At 62.1% G+C, this 18,014-nt stretch carries 16 protein-coding genes; 4 read left to right on the forward strand and 12 right to left on the reverse strand.

Going from position 1 to position 18,014, the window contains the following annotated elements:
• Positions 1–321 precede the first annotated feature (321 nt).
• Complete coding sequence (gene mvfR / locus ACYAF3_RS02115) at positions 322–1,320, forward strand: multiple virulence factor transcriptional regulator MvfR (RefSeq protein ID WP_003108614.1); 999 nt, start codon at positions 322–324, stop codon at positions 1,318–1,320.
• Here the strand turns inward: mvfR and phnB are convergent.
• The 7 genes from phnB to pqsA form a co-directional block, all read right to left on the reverse strand.
• Entirely contained in the window at positions 1,273–1,875 is a 603-nt protein-coding gene (phnB, locus tag ACYAF3_RS02120; protein ID WP_003112548.1) for an anthranilate synthase component II, read from the reverse strand. The two genes, mvfR and phnB, sit on opposite strands and share 48 nt — an antisense overlap.
• Positions 1,853–3,445 (reverse strand): anthranilate synthase component 1, encoded by a 1,593-nt coding sequence (locus ACYAF3_RS02125; RefSeq protein ID WP_031653406.1) that lies wholly within the window; start codon positions 3,443–3,445, stop codon positions 1,853–1,855. Before ACYAF3_RS02125 ends, phnB begins: the two co-directional genes overlap by 23 nt.
• Before the next feature lie 117 nt (positions 3,446–3,562).
• Positions 3,563–4,468: a 2-aminobenzoylacetyl-CoA thioesterase PqsE gene (gene pqsE / locus ACYAF3_RS02130; protein ID WP_003086247.1), complete on the reverse strand. Its 906-nt coding sequence runs from the start codon at positions 4,466–4,468 to the stop codon at positions 3,563–3,565.
• The gene (gene pqsD / locus ACYAF3_RS02135) at positions 4,462–5,475 is read right to left on the reverse strand and encodes an anthraniloyl-CoA anthraniloyltransferase (protein ID WP_009876034.1); all 1,014 of its coding nucleotides are present in this window, start codon (positions 5,473–5,475) and stop codon (positions 4,462–4,464) included. Before pqsD ends, pqsE begins: the two co-directional genes overlap by 7 nt.
• 42 nt (positions 5,476–5,517) lie before the next feature.
• Positions 5,518–6,564 (reverse strand): 2-heptyl-4(1H)-quinolone synthase subunit PqsC, encoded by a 1,047-nt coding sequence (gene pqsC / locus ACYAF3_RS02140; RefSeq protein WP_003108612.1) that lies wholly within the window; start codon positions 6,562–6,564, stop codon positions 5,518–5,520.
• Entirely contained in the window at positions 6,557–7,408 is an 852-nt protein-coding gene (gene pqsB, locus ACYAF3_RS02145; protein ID WP_003108611.1) for a 2-heptyl-4(1H)-quinolone synthase subunit PqsB, read from the reverse strand. Before pqsB ends, pqsC begins: the two co-directional genes overlap by 8 nt.
• Complete coding sequence (gene pqsA, locus ACYAF3_RS02150) at positions 7,402–8,955, reverse strand: anthranilate--CoA ligase (RefSeq protein WP_003112552.1); 1,554 nt, start codon at positions 8,953–8,955, stop codon at positions 7,402–7,404. Before pqsA ends, pqsB begins: the two co-directional genes overlap by 7 nt.
• Before the next feature lie 557 nt (positions 8,956–9,512).
• On the opposite strand from pqsA, the gene ACYAF3_RS02155 reads away from it, so the two are divergent.
• Positions 9,513–10,034 carry a methylated-DNA--[protein]-cysteine S-methyltransferase gene (locus ACYAF3_RS02155; protein WP_003086236.1) on the forward strand — a complete coding sequence of 174 codons (522 nt, stop codon included), beginning with the start codon at positions 9,513–9,515 and terminating at the stop codon, positions 10,032–10,034.
• A 79-nt stretch (positions 10,035–10,113) separates the two neighbouring features.
• Here ACYAF3_RS02155 and ACYAF3_RS02160 read toward each other — a convergent pair whose 3' ends face one another.
• The 4 genes from ACYAF3_RS02160 to ACYAF3_RS02175 all read right to left on the reverse strand — a co-directional run bounded on the left by ACYAF3_RS02160 (position 10,114) and on the right by ACYAF3_RS02175 (position 14,937).
• Positions 10,114–12,633 carry a fimbria/pilus outer membrane usher protein gene (locus ACYAF3_RS02160; RefSeq protein WP_031755410.1) on the reverse strand — a complete coding sequence of 840 codons (2,520 nt, stop codon included), beginning with the start codon at positions 12,631–12,633 and terminating at the stop codon, positions 10,114–10,116.
• 100 nt (positions 12,634–12,733) lie between these two features.
• Entirely contained in the window at positions 12,734–13,447 is a 714-nt protein-coding gene (locus ACYAF3_RS02165; RefSeq protein ID WP_003120653.1) for a fimbrial biogenesis chaperone, read from the reverse strand.
• A gap of 57 nt (positions 13,448–13,504) precedes the next feature.
• Positions 13,505–14,116 (reverse strand): fimbrial protein, encoded by a 612-nt coding sequence (locus tag ACYAF3_RS02170; RefSeq protein WP_003163144.1) that lies wholly within the window; start codon positions 14,114–14,116, stop codon positions 13,505–13,507.
• 443 nt (positions 14,117–14,559) lie between these two features.
• Entirely contained in the window at positions 14,560–14,937 is a 378-nt protein-coding gene (locus tag ACYAF3_RS02175; protein ID WP_025324792.1) for an Hpt domain-containing protein, read from the reverse strand.
• A gap of 598 nt (positions 14,938–15,535) precedes the next feature.
• On the opposite strand from ACYAF3_RS02175, the gene ACYAF3_RS02180 reads away from it, so the two are divergent.
• Positions 15,536–16,174 (forward strand): NUDIX hydrolase, encoded by a 639-nt coding sequence (locus ACYAF3_RS02180; protein WP_031755412.1) that lies wholly within the window; start codon positions 15,536–15,538, stop codon positions 16,172–16,174.
• 386 nt (positions 16,175–16,560) lie between these two features.
• Positions 16,561–17,121 (forward strand): hypothetical protein, encoded by a 561-nt coding sequence (locus ACYAF3_RS02185; protein ID WP_003108605.1) that lies wholly within the window; start codon positions 16,561–16,563, stop codon positions 17,119–17,121.
• A 120-nt stretch (positions 17,122–17,241) separates the two neighbouring features.
• On the opposite strand, the gene ACYAF3_RS02190 is transcribed toward ACYAF3_RS02185, so the two are convergent.
• On the reverse strand, positions 17,242–17,646 hold the full coding sequence (locus ACYAF3_RS02190; protein ID WP_003108604.1) for an acyl-CoA thioesterase: 405 nt from the start codon (positions 17,644–17,646) through the stop codon (positions 17,242–17,244).
• Between the last annotated feature and the right edge of the window lie 368 nt (positions 17,647–18,014).

Below are 18,014 nucleotides of genomic sequence, written 5' to 3' on the forward strand. Positions count from 1 at the left end.
ATTTCGTTGAAATAAGCTCTTCTTTCACATAATTATAAAAATATCCTGAAACAGAGCCGTCATCCCTCACCTCCAAAACGACGACTCCCCGTGCCGTGCACCCGCCGCGCAGAAAGCGAGCCGGCGGCCGATTCCACCCTCGCACGCCAGCCCTTGCGCTTCACTGACCGACGGGAGGTTTCCCCGATGAAAACGTCATCCAGAAGACAAGTTGAAACACTCGGGCGCTATCTATCGAGTCCTCGACGCTTCTTCCACAGTAGCGGCAACCTGACCCGATCAAGGGAAGCGGCACGCGCCACCCAATAAAAGGAATAAGGGATGCCTATTCATAACCTGAATCACGTGAACATGTTCCTCCAGGTCATCGCCTCCGGTTCGATTTCCTCCGCTGCGCGGATCCTGCGCAAGTCGCACACCGCGGTCAGCTCGGCGGTCAGCAACCTGGAAATCGACCTGTGCGTGGAGCTGGTCCGTCGGGACGGCTACAAGGTCGAACCCACCGAGCAGGCGCTTCGCCTGATCCCTTACATGCGCAGCCTGCTGAACTACCAGCAGCTGATCGGCGACATCGCCTTCAATCTCAACAAGGGTCCGCGCAATCTCCGGGTGCTGCTGGACACCGCCATCCCGCCGTCGTTCTGCGATACGGTGAGCAGCGTACTGCTCGACGATTTCAACATGGTCAGCCTGATACGCACCTCGCCCGCCGATAGCCTGGCGACGATCAAGCAGGACAACGCGGAAATCGATATCGCCATCACCATCGACGAGGAACTGAAGATCTCCCGCTTCAACCAGTGCGTGCTCGGCTACACCAAGGCGTTCGTCGTCGCCCATCCGCAGCACCCGTTGTGCAATGCCTCCCTGCACAGCATCGCGAGCCTGGCCAATTACCGGCAGATCAGCCTCGGCAGCCGCTCCGGGCAGCATTCGAACCTGCTGCGGCCGGTCAGCGACAAGGTGCTCTTCGTGGAAAACTTCGACGACATGCTGCGTCTGGTGGAAGCCGGCGTCGGATGGGGCATCGCGCCGCATTATTTCGTCGAGGAACGCCTGCGCAACGGTACCCTGGCAGTCCTCAGCGAACTCTACGAACCGGGCGGCATCGACACCAAGGTGTATTGCTACTACAACACCGCGCTGGAATCCGAGCGCAGCTTCCTGCGCTTTCTCGAAAGCGCCCGCCAGCGCCTGCGCGAACTCGGCCGCCAGCGTTTCGACGATGCGCCGGCCTGGCAACCGAGCATCGTCGAAACGGCGCAGCGCCGCTCAGGCCCGAAGGCGCTCGCGTACCGCCAGCGCGCCGCACCAGAGTAGAGCGTTCTCCAGCAGACGCTGGCCGTGGGTGGTGAGAATCGACTCGGGATGGAACTGCAAGCCCAGCTGTCGATTGCGCGGATCGGCCATCGCCATGATCTCGCCATCGGCATCGGCCAGGCAGTCGAAACCTTCCGGCAGGCGACTGACCACCAGCGAGTGGTAGCGCGCGACGCGCAGATCAGCGATGCCGTCGAACAGCGGGTGACGCTGATCGAAACGCAGGGACGTGCTCTTGCCGTGCAGCGGCTTCCTCGCCTCGCCCACCGCGCCACCGGCGGCCAGCGCCAGCGCCTGGTGGCCGAGGCAGACGCCGAGCACCGGCAAGCGCCCGCGGGCCCAGGCGAGCAATTCCAGCATGCAGCCGGCGTCTTCCGGCCGACCGGGCCCCGGCGACAGCACCAGCAGTTCGCAACCGTCGGCCAGCAATGCCGCCTGGATCGTCGGCAACGGCGTATCGTTGCGCATCACCCGGACCTCCGCGCCGAGCAGGCAGAACTGCTCGACCAGGTTGTAGGTGAAGGAATCGAAGTTATCCAACAGCGTGATGCGCATCGCGCTCTCCCCTTTCGCGTTCGGCAGCGGCCACGGCGGTCAGCACCGCCAGCGCCTTGTTGCGGGTTTCCTCGGCCTCCAGCCGTGGATCCGAATCCAGCACCACGCCGGCGCCTGCCCGGACCCGGGCGATACCTTCGCGGACCTCGGCGGAGCGGATGACGATGCTGGTATCGAGGTTGCCGGCGCTGTCGAGAATGCCGATCGCGCCACCGTAGCTGCCGCGATAGCCATCCTCGTACTGCCGCAGCAACTGCATGGCACGGACCTTCGGCGCACCGACCAGGGTGCCCATGTTCAGGCAGGCACGGTAGGCATGCAGCGCATCCAGTTCGCCATGCAGTTCGCCAGCCACGCGCGAGACCAGGTGCATCACGTGGCTGTAGCGATCGACCTTGAGCATGTCGCGCACCTGCCGCGTACCGCTGCGGCAGACCCGCGCCAGATCGTTGCGCGCCAGGTCGACCAGCATCATGTGCTCGGCGATCTCCTTGGCGTCCAGGCGCAACTCCGCTTCCAGGCGATTGTCCAGTTCCGCATCGATGGCGCCCCGGGCATCGCGTCCGCGCGGGCGGGTGCCGGCGATGGGATAGAGTTCCACCTCGCGACTCTCCGCGTCGTACTTCAATGCCGACTCCGGCGAAGCGCCGAACAGGCAGAAGTCCTCCGCATCGAGGAAGAAGCGGTACGGGCTGGGGTTGCGCAGGCACAACTGGCGATAGGCCCGCCAGGGGTCCGCACACGGCATGCTGAAGCTGCGCGACGGTACGATCTGGAACACGTCGCCGGCCCTCACGTGGGCCTGCAGGCGCTCTACCTGGCGGGCAAAGCTCGCATCGTCCAGGTCGACCTGGTAGTTGCCGGCCCGTACGCCTGCCACCGGCGACTCGGAAGCCTCCTCCACGGCGCCATGGAATTCGTCGGCACACTGGCGCAGGCTGGCGGCCAACCGGTCGTGCCCGGCCGGATCGTGAACGAACGCCTGCAGCGAAGTCCGGCGCGCCAGGTGATCGATGTCCAGCAGCAACTCCGGCACCAGGAACAGGTAGTCCGGGCAATGCCGCGCAGGTTCGGCCGGCGCCGGCAAGGGTTCGAACTGCTCGGCCAGGTCGAAGCTGAACAGGCCGCCCAGCAGCGCGGGCCCCTCCGCGTCGCCCAGCGTTCCGAGCACGCGGCGCAGCGCCTCCAGGCTGGACAGGCCATACAGGCGTCGCCACTCGTCCACATGCGACTCTTCCTGGGGGAAGCGCCAGTGCAGGGTGTCGCCGTCACGCAAGCAGGTGACCTGGGCCGGACAGGCCTCGCTCAACGGCGCCAGCAAGGCGCGTCCGTTGGAGTTCAACGCCCGCAGCACCACATCGCGCCCCCAGCACTCGATGCGCAGGCAGCTGGAAAGGATCGCCACGCTACGCCGCGCAGCCTTGCTGTCCACGTCGAAGCAGTCGAACAGCATCCGGTTGGCGCCGGCCATGCGCCAGATCGACAGCGCCTCCGGCACCAGCGTGCGGTACTCCAGACTTTCTTCCAGTCGATAGCCAACCCCGCTCACGAGCCACCTCCTCGCGCCCATGGGCGACTGGCCTGCGCGACGCTAGCGCGCAACGGCATGTTCATCATCGGTACCCCCCCTTTTCCCCCAATTGCGACCGCTGCCGTCGGCGGCGATCGCCGCAATGGATGTCCCGTCTCAGTCCAGAGGCAGCGCCTGGCGGGAGAGAATCTCCAGCATCCGGCGCATGCTCCCCAGGTGCAGTTCGCCGGGCAGGAAGTCGACGCTCTGCCCACCCCAGGCGCGGTGCAGCTCCTCGCTCAGTTCGTCGAGGGATTCGCCCATGGACTGGCGCCAGAGCAACCGCCGGCACAGGCGCAGACACTCGGTATAGGCCGACTCGGCCCCATCCGCGGCCAGCCGCCCCCGCAGCAGGCCGCCGTGTCCCGGGATCAGTTGCAGCAGGGTCGGCAGACGCTGCAGACGTTCCAGGGACTCCAGGTAAGCCTCCATGTCGTCGAACACCAGCGGCCGCCACACCCCCTCTGCCTCGTCGAACTCGCCCAGGGCATCGCCGCAGAACAGGCGTCGGCGTCGCACGTCGTAGAAAACCACGTGATCGTCGCTGTGGCCGTGGGCCTCTATGACCTGCAGGCGATGCCGCGGTCCCAGCTCCAGCCACTCGCCGTCGGCCACCGCGCGAACCGGCAGAGCGTCCCAGGCACAGGCCTCGGGCAACCGCTGCTCCGCACGCAACAGTTGCCGGTTCAAGCGCTCGACCACCCGCACCGCGCTTTCCGACTTCCAGGCCTGGCAGGTCCGCTCGGACGCCAGGACCTGTACGTTCGGCAGCCGCGGACACAGGTAGGGCAGCAGGCCGCAGTGGTCGTAGTGCTTGTGGGTGATCAGCCAGTAGTGCACCTGGGACGGGTCGGCGACCCAGCGGCACAGGTCCGCCCAAACCAATTCGGCATCCCGGCTGATCCCTCCTTCAACCAGCGCCCAGCTCGCCTCACCGAGACGCAGCAGGAACACCGGCACCTGGACGTCCCCCAACAGGCACAGGTCATCATCCAGTTGACCGGGAGCCGAAAGCCTCAACATGGCCGGTTCACCTCCTCAGGTTTGCGGTACAGCGCCGCGCCCCAGGTCGCGCCGGAGCCGTAGGTCAGGACCAGCACCCGCTGTCCCGGCTGGATGTCCGGCCAGAACATCGCCAGCGTGACCGGGGTCGAGGCCGAAGCCATGTTGCCCAGACGATCCACGGTCACCGCGAACTTGTGCTGGGGAATGCCCAGTTGCTCCTGCACCGCATCGAGGATGCGCAGGTTCGGTTGATGGCAGATCACATGGTCGATGTCGTCCAGGGTCAGCTCATGGGCCGCGAGCATTTCGCCGGCGATCCGTACCAGGGTCTGGCTGGCATGCTCGAACATCGGCCGGCCGCGCATGAGGAACTCGCCCCCGCCCTCGCGCAGGACATTCTCGTCGAGGAAGGTCGGCGAGGCACTGCCCGGCGCCGCAGTCATCAGCAGGTCGAAGTAGTTGCCGTCGGCGCCCAGGCGCAGGTCCAGCAGGCCGTCGTCGAGGCTCTCGCCGGCGCAGACCACCACTGCGCCGGCACCGTCGCCGAGCAGGATCGACAGGTTGCGGCCGCGGTCCGAACAGTCCATGCGCTTGGACAGCACCTCGCCGCAGACCACCAGGACATGCCGTGCCAGCCCGGCGAGGATCTGCCCGCGAGCCATCTGCAAGCCGTACAGCAACCCGCTGCACTGTGCCCGGATATCCAGCACCGGGATGTGCCGCAGGCCCAGCAGCGGCTGGATCAGGCAGGCCTGGGACGGGTCGTGGTGGTCCGGCGACAGGGTGTTCACCAGCAACAGGTCGATGTCCTCCGGCAGCAGCCCGGCAGCCTCGATGGCCTGGCGCGCCGCCGGCACCATCAGCGCGCTGACCGCCTGTTCCGGCTCGACGTGATAGCGGGTGCGCACGCCGGTACGTTCGACGATGAACTCATCCGACGTATTGATGCGCCCTACCAGGTCATGATTGCTGACCTGGCGTTTCGGCAGGCTGAAACCCAGCCCGGCCAGGATCGGATTACCCATGTGCAGCCCTCCTCGGACACCGTGGTTCAACATGGCGATGCCTCAGCACACCAGCACCTCGCCCAATTGCCAGACCTGGGCGGCGAACCCCCAGCCAGTGGCTGCGCCGGCCATGACGATACGATCGCCGGGGCGGATCTTGCCCTCGCGCAGGCCGGTCATCAGGGTGTACGGGATGGAAACGGAGATCATCACGCCGGTATCGCCCATCGTCAGTTGGTACTGCTCAGGACGGGCACCGATGCCCTCGGCCCAGGCCTTGACCAGGAACGGCGCTGGCTGGTGGAAGACGAAATAATCGATGTCATCGCTGCCCAGGCCGGCCTTTTCCAACGCCCGGCGCATCGCGATCGGCACGTTGGTCGGGACGAAGCTGGCCATCTTGTTCTGGCCGTCGCTGAACAACGAGAAATACAGCCGCGGCTTGGCCTCGCCGGTCGGGTTTTCCGGCAGGCGCCAGCGACCGGTGGCCACTTCATAGAACGTAGCGTCGCTGTGTTCGGCCGAAGCCAGCAGGTCGCAGCTGTCATCGTCGCCGCGGGTCAGCAGGGCCACCGCGCAGCCATCGGCGAACAGGGTCGAGGTACGCGAGGTGAAGTCGAGCAGGTTGGAGATGTACTCGCTGCACACCACCAGCACTTTCTCGGCCTTACCCTGGCGGATCATGCTCGCTGCCAGGCGCAGGTTGAGCAGGAAGCTGGCGCACTCCATCTGCGAATCCAATGGCAGCGCCCGACTCAGGCCGAGCTGCTTGGACAGCACGTTGGCCATGCGCGGGTAGAGACGTCCGCGCAGGTCCGGCAGGACATCGCCGGCGTCGGTCATGATCGGCGAGGAAGCCGAACAGATCAGCATGTCCACGCTATCCGGCGCGGTATCGCTGCTGCGCAGCAGGCGCTCGGCGGCCCGGACCACCAGGCTGAACTCGTTCTCGCCGTTCCGCGGGTCGAAATAGCCCCGCCGATTGACGCCCCAGAATTGCCACCAGGACTCGCTGAGGTCCGGTACCGCGGCGAACACCGGATCGTCGTTTTCGTAGCTGCGAGCCGGAAGTTCACAGGTGATCGCTGCCAGTTTGACCTTATGCATGAGCTTCTCCCGCCAGTTCCAGGGTCACGCCCTCCACCACCATGCCGAACGGATCGAAGCTGATCAGCAGCAGTTCATCCAGACGGTCGCGCTGTGCCGCGCGCAGTTGCGACGCCAGTTCGAACGGCCCCAGGCAACGACCATCGGGCCGTCCCTGGCCGAACCATTCCTCGCGCACCCAGTTCAGTTGCGGGAAGTCCCCGGCCAGACGGGTGAATCCGGCGCGTACCGCTTCGGGCAATCCAGGTTGGGCCGGCAGGTTGAGGTGTCCCTTGACGTCGCCTACCTGGCGAATATCGGTATTCAGCGGAATGCTCAGCGGCAGCCATTCCTGCGCCGGATCACCGCCCAGCGCACCGCGACGGAACGCGGCCTTGCCGGTCGGCCGGCAGAGCAGCGCCAGGGCGCCGTCGGCAAGGGCGAAGCCGGACTCGCTGTCCACTTCCAATCCCTGGCTGGATTCGCCGCGCACGACCAGGACGTTGCGATAGCCCTGGTCGCTGGCGAGGGTATCGACCACGTAGAGGGCGCGGGCCAGGCTCGAGTCGGTGAGGTCGAAGACATGCGCGCGATTCGCGCCGAGGACCTTCTGCAACGGATGGCCAATCTTCGGCGCCATGATGTCGCGGTTCTCGATCAGATGGTCGGGAGACAGGGCGAGGCCGACGATCAGGTCGATCTCCTCGGGCTTGACCGCCGCCTCGTCCAGGGCTTCGCGAACCGCCGGCAGCAAGCGCTGCATCAGCATCTCGTCGCCCTGGGCGCGAGGGCGTTCGCCTCCCAGCGGCCCCTCCAGACACACATAGGATGGGGGCAGGTTCACCCCCACAGCCTGAATCAACATGCCCGTTCCTCCGGAAGGTTGTCGTGATAAAGGGTGTCGGCCAGGTGGCGCAGCTCGGCGCGCGCCAACTTGCCGTTGTCGTTGCGCGGCAAGGCCGGCAGCACATGCAATTGGCTGGGCAGCATGTGCGAGGGAATCTGTTCGGCGAGATGCTGGTCGATGCGCTGCGCCAGCAGGATCTGGTTGTCGTCCAGCGGAGTGGCCAGGGTGACGAACAGGGTCGGACGCAAGCCGTCGTGCAGCCGGCAGGTAGGAACCAGAACCGCCTCGCTCACTTCCGGCAGATGACGGCAGATCGCCTGCTCGACCTGGGTCGGCACCACCCAGCGGCCATTCACCTTGAACAGATCGTCTTCCCGCCCACAGTGACGGTAGGCACCCGACTCGTCGCGCTCGAACAGGTCGCCGGTGCGGTACCAGCCACCTGCGAAGCGCGCCTGCTGCTCTTCGCTGGCCCGCCAGTAACCCGGACTCAGCCCAGGGCCACGCACCAACAGCACGCCTTGCCGGCCCGCTTCCTCGATAGTGTGTCCTTCGCGGTCCACCAGCCGGCACTCATAGCCAGGCAACGGCAGCCCGGTGCTGTCGGCACGCGCCTGGCCCGGGCGGTTGGCGAGGAACACATGGCCGACCTCGGTAGCCCCGATGCCGTCGCAGATCTCCAGCCCGTGCGCGGCCCAGAATTCGAACTCGCCACGCGGCAGCGGCGAGCCGGCGGAAAACGCCAGGCGCACGCTGCTCAACAGCTCCCTGGCCTGCGGACGCAGCGAGGCATAGATGGCCGGCACCCCAAACAGGACCCGGGGGCGGAAGGCGACCAGGTTCTCCAGAACCCGCTCCGGGCTCGGCCAGGTATCGTCGAGCAGCGCCGAGGCTCCGCTGAACCAGGGAAAGAACAGGCTGTTGCCCATGCCATAGCCGAAGAACATCTTGGGAATCGAATACAGCCGGTCTCCCGCCTGCAATGCCAGCAACTCCGTAGCGAACGCCCGGCAGAAACCGAGCGTGTTGCGCAGGCTGTGCATCACCCCCTTGGGCGCCCCGGTGGAACCCGAGGTGTATTGCAGGAAACAGGCTGCCGCCGGGTCCTGGCGATGGAAGGCACTCCAATCGAGGTCCGCAGGGCCGACCAGCGCGTCCAGCGAGAAATCGTCGAGCAAAGGGCGACCTGCGGCCGCACGCAGGGTCAACGGCGCCAAAGGACCGCTCAGCGACGGTGCATCGGCTTCACGTACCACCAGGCTGGCCTGGCAGTCGGCAGCGATATCGGCCAGGGCCTGCTCGCGGGACTTGGGGTTGATCACGGCGGGAATGGCGCCGACCGCGATGCAGGCCAGGAACAGGCAGGCCAGCGAAGGCGAGTCGTTCAACGCCAGCACCACGCGATCGCCGGGCTTGAGCAGGCGGGCCAGTTGGCTGGCCTGGGAGAGAATGTAGGTCCGGCATTGCAGCCGGCTGAGAGTCTGGCCCCGATAGTGATAAACGGCAGTATCAGGATCGAAATCGAGGCGGAACAGAACCTCGGTCAGGTTGGCCAATGTGGACATGACAGAACGTTCCCTCTTCAGCGATATGCATCCGGATCAGGAGATACCTGAGCCAGAGCGCTTGCTTTGTCAGGAACGGGAAACTAGCGGCGCTGGGCGAAGCGCGATATTCGGAGTCCGAACGAAAAAGTTTCGGGGAGAAGAACCACGGGCTTTGTAGGCCGCGGCAATCGGCGCGATCCAAACCGCGAGAAATTTGGCACACCCACCGGGCTGCGCGGGATCCGAGAACGGCAACCAAGCAAGAAGGGCGGCAGCCTTTTTACGCAAGAGCCCATTGGCCAGACAAAAACCGTTACAACCCTTGCTCGAGGCCTCGTCCGAACCTATGAGATGGCAAACCAATGACAACCCACTTTGCTCGGCAAATCGCCTCCCAGATCTCACAGTTCGAGGCGCTCGGCCTGGGCTCCAAGGGGGCGACGGCATGCCTGGAAGCAGGCGGCCATCCATCGGGCCGATAGCGCTCCGCCCCGCCTCGCCTGCCATTTGCAGGCTTCCCTGTTGAAATCCCATTGCGTAGTACACTGGGCGAGCCTGCCGAAGAGGACACCTACATGCCCCATAGCTACAGGAAAATGGAATCGCCGGTCGGGACACTGACCCTGGTAGCCAGGGACGATGCCTTTCTGGTCGCGATTCTTTGGCAGCATGAGCGTCCCAACCGAGTACCGCTGGACGAGATGCGGCTCTCCGAGGACAGCTCCCTCCTGGCGGAAACCGAACGCCAGTTGCGGGAATATTTTTCCGGCAAACGTTCCCGGTTCGAACTCCCGCTCGACTTCCAAGGTACCGAATTTCAGAAAAAGGTCTGGTCCGCCCTGCTCACCATTCCATTCGGCGAGACCCGCAGCTATACGGAAATAGCCGTGCAGATCGGCAGCCCCAACGCAGTACGGGCGGTTGGAGCCGCCAACGGACGGAACCCACTGTCCATTGTTGCACCTTGCCATAGGGTGATCGGAGCCTCTGGCGGCCTCACCGGTTTCGCCGGTGGGTTGGCCGCCAAGCAGTGGTTGCTGCGTTTGGAAACCCGAGGCAGGACACCAGACCTGTTGAGCATGATCGAGGACGAGTGAGCTGCCGCTTGCCCTCGCGCCCGGTGTTCACCGGAAAAATCCTCGCCTTTTGACTTGACCCGACTGCAGCGGTGACATTTCAGATCGAGGACCGACGGCAACTGAGCGCAACTCGTTCGTAAGTCAGGTCCTTGTTCCTGGGCGGCAACTGATAGTCGACGGAACAGGAGCCATCGCTCCAGCGAATGGACAGGCGCCCCTGGTCCTCGATACCGAACACCAGCAAACGGGACAGGTTGTCGACCATTCCCACGACCCGCTCTTCCTTGTCGTATGCCTGTGCACCGAAGGGAATCTTTCCTCCAGAGTCCATGCTCAGGTCGAACTGCACCCGCCGACCGGACTCCGCGGAGAAACGCTTGGCGATCACGGCGCCCCGGGTCGGCACGGCCATTTGCGTGCTGTCGCTGATCTCGGTATCGCTTCCAAGGGTATTGGTATCCAGGTTCACCCAGTTGTAACGATAGGGTTGCATGTAGGGGAGCACGGCATAGCCACGGCCGTCGGTGCGAACCGAAGAGTAGCCGTCGAGGCCGACGCCGCCGACCTCCGGAACCTCCACCAGGCCGAACGTTTCCCCCACCGGCTGGCCGAAGGTCACTCCCCCCGAATGCACCACTACCGAACCGCTTGCTCCCAGGTTGATCTGCTTGTTGTCGCGCCCCTGGCTGTAATTGGCGGACAACTTGGCCTTGGACGTGTCCCAACCCAGGCCGACGCTGCCGGAGTTGCCGCCGTCCTTGCTGTAGTTGGCCTGTGCGCTGTAGTTGAACGCATTGGCTTCATCCAGGTATCCGGAGATACCGGTGTTCAGACTCGAATCACCATGCTGTGAACTCACGGCATTGGCATATACCTGACTGGAGCGTGCGCTACCGCCCAAGGGGATGCTGACGGAGGCCGTGAACTGGGTATCGGAGCGCCCGAACGAACCCGTCTCCTGGGTACGGGAAACCGCCAGGCTATAGCTCGCGCGCTTGATGCCGCTGCTGAAGCCGAACTGCACGCGACGGCTGCTGCCGGGGCGATTCCAATATGTGGTTTCGCCCGCCGTGAGATAGAGCGAACTGCGTCGGAACAGCGTCTGGTTCACCGTCAGGTCTATGCGGCTCTTCTGCCGACTGGAACTTGAGCCATAGAGGTAGCTCTCTTCGGACATGTCGTCGATATGCTGGCTGAGAGTACGGTAGCCTTCCGTGGAATAGCGATAGCCCACCACGGTAAAGCTGGTTTCGGTGGCGTTGATGGTCTTGGAATAGAGAAGCCGCAGACTCTGTCCCTGGTTGCGCCCACCCCGCCGCGTGCGGGACTGGCTATGGGTCACGTCCGCAGAAAAACCGCCCAGGGGCGTGTTGAAGCCGAGGCCCAGGTTGGTGGCATTGTACTTCTCCGCAGCGAGCAGGCCGCCAAAGCCGGTAACCCTGTCGGACAAGCCATACACAGCCGACCCCTGGAGCAGGTTGACCGACGGCTGGCCATCATTATGGTACTCACCGGCGGCCAGGCCATAGCGCAGGTTCCCCTTGCGGGTCATGACCGGCAGGTAGGAATAGGACTGCTTGAAGGACCGCTGGCGTCCGTCCGCCTCGATGATCTTGACCTCCAGGTCGCCATTGGAGCCGCTGGGATAGATGTCGGTGATCTCGAACGCACCGGGCGGTACGTTGGTGGAATAGATCACGAAGCCATTCTGGCTCACCTCGACCGTCGCATTGGTTTCAGCGATACCGCGCACCACCGGGGTATAGCTGATCTCGTTGTCGGGCAGCATGCCGATATCGGATTGCAGTTGCACGCCGCGCATACGCACGCTCTCGAAAGCATCCCCCTGAGCGGAGGTATACAACTCGCCGAGGGACAAGGTCCCCTTCAGGGCACGAATGTCACGTTCCACATAGGTACGGCTGCTACTGAACTTGTTGCGCATGCCGGTACCTCCGCTCAGGGAGGAGTCGTTGCGCAGACGCCAGCCAAACAGGTTGAAGCCGTTGCGCAGGCCCAGGTAGCGATAATCGCTGTTCTGGCCAAAGTTGGTGTTGCGCGTGAAGTTGGCCTGGTAGTTGGAAAACAACGCGGTGACACCGTCATCCCAAAGAGAGGGATCCACATAGCCACGCGAGTGCCGCTGTACATACAGCTGTGGAATGCTGACCAGCAGGGAAAGGCTGTTGACGTCGAACTCGATGGATGCACCGGGGATGAGTTCGGCGACATTCAGGGGCGTATTGTTTTCCAGATTATCCGGAATGAGTTTGTCTCGCGTCAGCCGGGCTATATCGACCCCGATCTCCTTGAGCAGCCCTACCCGGACGACCGGACGAACGCTTCCGGTTTCGGGATCGGCACTGAACACGACATCTTCGCGCCGGATCATGATCTGGTTCAAATGAATGTCGACGCTGTAAGTGCCGGGCGACACCGAGTTGCCGTTCTCGAAATACTTCAGTTCAACGGGCGCCCCGCCCTCGTTGTTCAGGAACTCGGCGTTGAATTCCACCGCGAAAGTTACGGCAGGCAAAGCCAATCCCAAGGCCATGAGACAGGAAGACCTGGAATAGACGGACAACTCGAAGTCGAACTTTTTCCTAAATATGGCCACGCGAATATTCCTTGGACTAATTTCCGACAAAACGGAAACACCCATCCATAGGGGAAGTTAAGAGCAGTTCTTCTGCTCTTCTACTCTGCTCTTCTGAGCTTCAGTCGGATAAGGAGCTGGAATGTTTATCGAGTCCGCCATAGTCATTTACGCTCTGGAACTCGACATTTCCAGAAACGCCGGATGGAGTTCCCTTGATTTCGAATCGGCGACTCGACTTCGGCGCGACCATGTCGGCATCAACAACATAGTAGGCATTGCCAGCTTTTAATTTCACGCTGGCCAAAGAGACATGAAACGCAGTATCGTTGGAAACTTCGACAACCGACTTTCCACCCTGACGGACAAGACGCCAGTTCAACTTTCCAGGCGCTTCGGCGGAAGTTCCCGACAAGTTATCGGGGCGGTAGAAGACCTTGATACGCTGGCGCAAAGCTATCTGCAACGTATTAGCCGAGGCAGATTTTTGCGGAATTTCCTGGACGTTCAGGCGGAATACGGATTCCCTGTCGCTCGGCAAGCCTTCCCCTTGAAACAGGATACGCAGGGTTTGCTGCTTGTTGCCTCCCAAACGACTGAGGGCAGGCGTGATGACAAACGGAACCTCACGTTTATCTGCCCCATTATCAGCCTCTACCCAGGATTGAATCATCACGTCCTTGGAAGCCTGGTTCCTGACCAGGATCGCAGCCTCCTTGGCAGGCGCCTGCAGAACGACCCGGGTTCCTCCCAGTGTGATTCCCGCATTGGCCAGGGTGGAAAAAAGCAAAAGGATGCCACCCCAGATAACTCTGGAAGAAAATGGATATTTCATGATGAACTCGCACCTCATGGAACGGGGTATATACATACCCCGCCCACGTAGCAGAACTTAGTTGTATTCCAGGGTGAACGGCAGGGAGCCGTTGGCACTACCAGCCGTAGGAGCTACGGAGCCGGATTTGACATAAGCGGCACGCAGATTCAGCTTGGCACTGTAGACAGTGATGTCATTGCCTTCGCCATCTTTTTGTACCTTGGAATCCAGGGGAGCATCGATGGTCTCGTTCGCCGACAGGTTCAGCAGCTTGCCATCGGATCCATAGATACCGATGCCGACACCGGTGGCGGTGCCGACGGTTTTCAGCAGGCTCTCATTGTTCGGGTCAATAGTGCTCCCAGACATCGGGTTGAACTTCAGCTTGACGGTGGTCAGGCCGGTACCGGTCTTGCCACAGTCCAGGTTCAGGTTCAGGCTGGTACCACCGGCGATGCTGCCGCCCGCGGTGCCGCCCAGCGAGTCGATGCTGATCTTGCCAAGGTTTACGTCGATGGTCTGGTTGCCCGCAGCACCGCCAACGGTGGTGCCGGCACCACCAGTGATGCTGCAAGCGGCCGCGGTGATTTCACCTTTGAAATTGATGGTGCCGTCTGCCGCCATGGCATTGCCGACGACCAGGCTGGCTACTGCGGCAGCCAGAATGCTTTTCATGGAAATGGACACGATTGAGCTTCCTTTTGACAGTGAAAGTGTTGCGATTTTTGAACTCTATAAGAGCCAGCAACATTCTCCGAAAAGCCGAATAGAACGACAACGAAGCACTTCCCAGGCAATCGTGTGAAATCTCCCCAGTGCTTGTATGAAGTTTCCTACAAGCGGAAAAAACCTCGTAGTTAAAAACTCTCCGACACCATAAGCCCGCTACCACTAATAGCCAAACAAAATGAACGATCCGAAAGAAGCGCATCAGCTTCGATAGCGCCTCTTATATAGAAAAATGAAAAACCAAGACAAACCAAAGCAAACCCAGCAGGCTCCCAATTATCCCATTACCCCAGCAGCAGGCGCGGAGCTTACGGGAACGGGAAATCCATGCTGGTGAATAGATGCGATTCAGGTTATGGAGAAACCTGAACAGCTTCTGAAACCTCTATCTGGTCCGATCTCTAGAGCTTTGCCAATTCGGTTGAGATACTGATTTCGAACGCACTTAGTCTGCCTTCCAATGAAGAGGCCAGATTGGCTATCCGCTCGGAAGACTCCGATGGGTTCTGGCAAGCCTTTTCAAGGCAGGAACAAGACTCGACCAATAGGCTGCTGCCCACCACCCTCGCAGCCCCTTTTATCCTGTGCGCAAGTTCGGCCACTCCTTGCAGGTCTGCGAGTTCAAGCAATTCCGCCAACCGAGTACGATCATCCCGACTGCTGGCCAATAAAGTTTCCAGCAACCGCTGCAATGCAGCCGGCTCGCCGCCGGTAATGGCCTCCAGCGAACGAATGTCGAAAAGACTTTCCATCGGCGATTCCGAACCAAGCTCTTTCATACAGACTCCATCGATATGCTTAAAGGAAGGTCACTGCGCGTTGCGCTGTCCCGCCTGCGGGACTCCAGGCATCCGTAGAACGACAAGGCCGTACATGCCGTCCGGGCCAGTTATCCGCAAGCAGCATAAGGGAATTGCCTCCGCCTCTGCCGTCCAAACAGGGGAGCATCGCTTGTTGCGTCTCCTCGAACGGACCCAAACGGCCCTGGAAACGCTCATGGCCGGCACGGAGTCTACCTTTGCCAGCCGACCGCAGCCGGCCCGACCGCTCGTTTCGGGGAGGGAAACTCCTACGGTAAGTCTGTGCGAAGAGGCGTCATCGGTTGCGACCGCCTGACGGTTCGAAGCGAACCTGGCAGTGGAGCCATCGCTGCGACACGCGAACCTGGGTTACGCGCATGTGTTGGAAAGCGACGGTCGCAACCAGGGTTTGATGGACCACTATTGGCGTGCACAGGCATACGAGGAAGACGCAGGGAACACCTGGTTGAAAACCAGTTCTACAGATCATCGAGCAGCGAGGGGTCTATCTATGGCACAACCATTGGACGGCTCGCACGACGCGGACCACCCGAAGGCCGAAAAAACGGAAGGAAAGGTGCCATCGGTCAGCGATCCCAGGGCGCTTGCCCATCTTCTGGAATTGATACTGTCCACCGCCCAGGCCGGTCTCGCCTTCTCCAAGGACCGCTTCGACATCGGACGCTTTCGCGCGCTCCAGCATGCCGTCGCCGAATTCATCGCCAGCGACCAGGGGGTAGCGTACGAACGGGTCGAGAACTGGATCGCCCTGGACAGCCACTACCCGACCCCGAAACTGGACGTCCGTGCGTTGATCCTCGACTCGCAACAGCGGGTCCTGCTGGTCCGCGAGGCCTCGGATGGTTGCCGGACCCTACCAGGCGGCTGGTGCGACGTAAACGAGTCGCCGGCAGATGCGGTAGTTCGCGAAACCCAGGAAGAAAGCGGACTGGAAGTTCGAGCGATACGCCTGTTGGCATTGCTGGACAAGCACAAGCATCCCCACCCTCCCCAACTGCCGCATGCGTTGAAAGCCTTCTTCTTCTGCCACGTCACCGGTGGCAGGCTTCAGCAACAAACGGACGAAACGTCGGCGGCCGAGTACTTCCCGGTGGACGCCTTGCCGCCGCTTTCCGAGCACCGGGTACTGGCCTCGCAGATCCAGATGTTATGGCAGCGAATCCGCGCAGGAACACCAGAGGCGCTTTTCGACTAGGCCACAGACCTCATGGAATCATCGCGCGGCAGACGGCCTTCCCCCAACGGCGTCCAGCAGGCGCACCCGGCAGATCGACCGACCAGCCGATGAGCGCCTGCCGCCCTCCCCCATCGCCGGCAGCTTGACGCCGCCAACAGCGGTGCAGCGTGCCTTCCGAGCAGTAAAGCCAGCCCGTCGTTCTCGCTCGAATGCGTGCCGGAGCGCACCCGAGGCGTCAGCCGCCCGACCATCCCGAACGTGCCGATAGAGCAAGCTCCGAGCGAGTTTCCCCCGCTTCGTCCATAGCTCATCCGTGCTAGTCGACCCTCACCTTGGGATGCACCTATGATTCGTCCCTTGGATGACCCTCCGCGGTCGGGAACAAGACATTCAAGGACGAACTCATGGGCAAACCATTCCTTCATGCTCGGCGCTGGCTGCTGCCGCTCGCCTTCATCTGCACGGCAACGACTGCGGTCGCCGAAAGCACCGGCGACTACTGGATCGTCTACGGCAAGGGCGAACGCTACAACAACGAGGTATTCGTCGCCAACGCCACCGGCATCTTGCAGCAACCCAAAGGTATCCAGTCGGCGCAGATCATCCAGCTATTCGAAGACCGGTCGATGCCGACGCTGACGGCCTACGAGGTCCAGTTCAAGTGCAAGGAGCGCAGGGTTCGCTTCGACAACGCGCGCGCCATGCGCCGCATCGACAACGTCATCACCAACGTGAAAACCGTCGACGGCTGGATCGACCCGGAGAAATACGATTATTGGCTGCAACGCTCGTTCGCCTTCGTCTGCGCCCCGGCCATCCGCGACAACAACCAGATGTTGCCGCTGGGCAAGATGCCCATTGCGCGCATGGTGCAGACCGTCCAGGCAATGTTCGTCGAACTGCAGGGCGTCCAGGCCAAGAAACAGACCATGCGCGATCTGGATGCGATGCTCGGCAACGAGTAGAAATGAAGGAAGGCGGCTTGCCGCCCTCCTCCGGAGCGCCACGGAGCAGGTCAGCGGCATGCCGCTCGCAGCGTCCTGCCGGCCGTAGCCAGCGCCGCGACGAATAGCCAGAATGTGTCTCTATGCGAGGAGCGCGCGGAGCTGCGCGGGGACTTCCATGACTTCGCGGGTATCCGGGGAGACACAGACCTGCGTCAGACTCGCAGTGAACGCCACCACGTCCGGCGAAAGACGTCCTTCGACTGAAAACGAGAAAGAATGCGTCCCCACGTTCGACACACCCACTCGCAGCGTGAGTTCGTCGTCCCAGGTGACCGGATGCAGGAATTCCAGGGAGAACGCTCTCGCCGGGGGAAGAATCCTGAAACCCAGGAGGGTTCTGAGCCCCGGGCCTCCCAGCCAGACCCCGAGCGCCTCCTGCACCGCTTCCAGCACGAAGTATGAAAAACGTGGCGTATAGACGATCCCTTCGGGATCACAGTCGCCAAACAGTACCGTTCTTTTTATGAAAACCGGGGTCGGCATCGCGTCACTAATCCAGTCGCGAGGAAAGGAGCTTCACTCTATGAAAGTCCAGGCCCACTGACAAATCCTCGGATAGCCATGCACCTGTTCACCAGGCTGCATGGAAACAGACTGGCAGGCACACGAATGTGGGCCAGTGCCGATATAACTGGCGAAAGCACGAAACCAGCCGCTCGTTCTGGCGCGCTGTGGATCAGATATCCGGACTCCAGAAACAGAAAAGCCCACCTCGAGGGCCTCGGCTCGTTGAACCAGGATGGGGCTCGGTAGAAATGGTGTTGGCACGACAACTCATTGCAGCATGAACAGATAGGCCACCTTCGGGTGGCCCATCTATTAGAGAAATTACCAACTGCGGATTTTATTGG

This window comes from Pseudomonas sp. TZ252 (assembly GCF_056110345.1).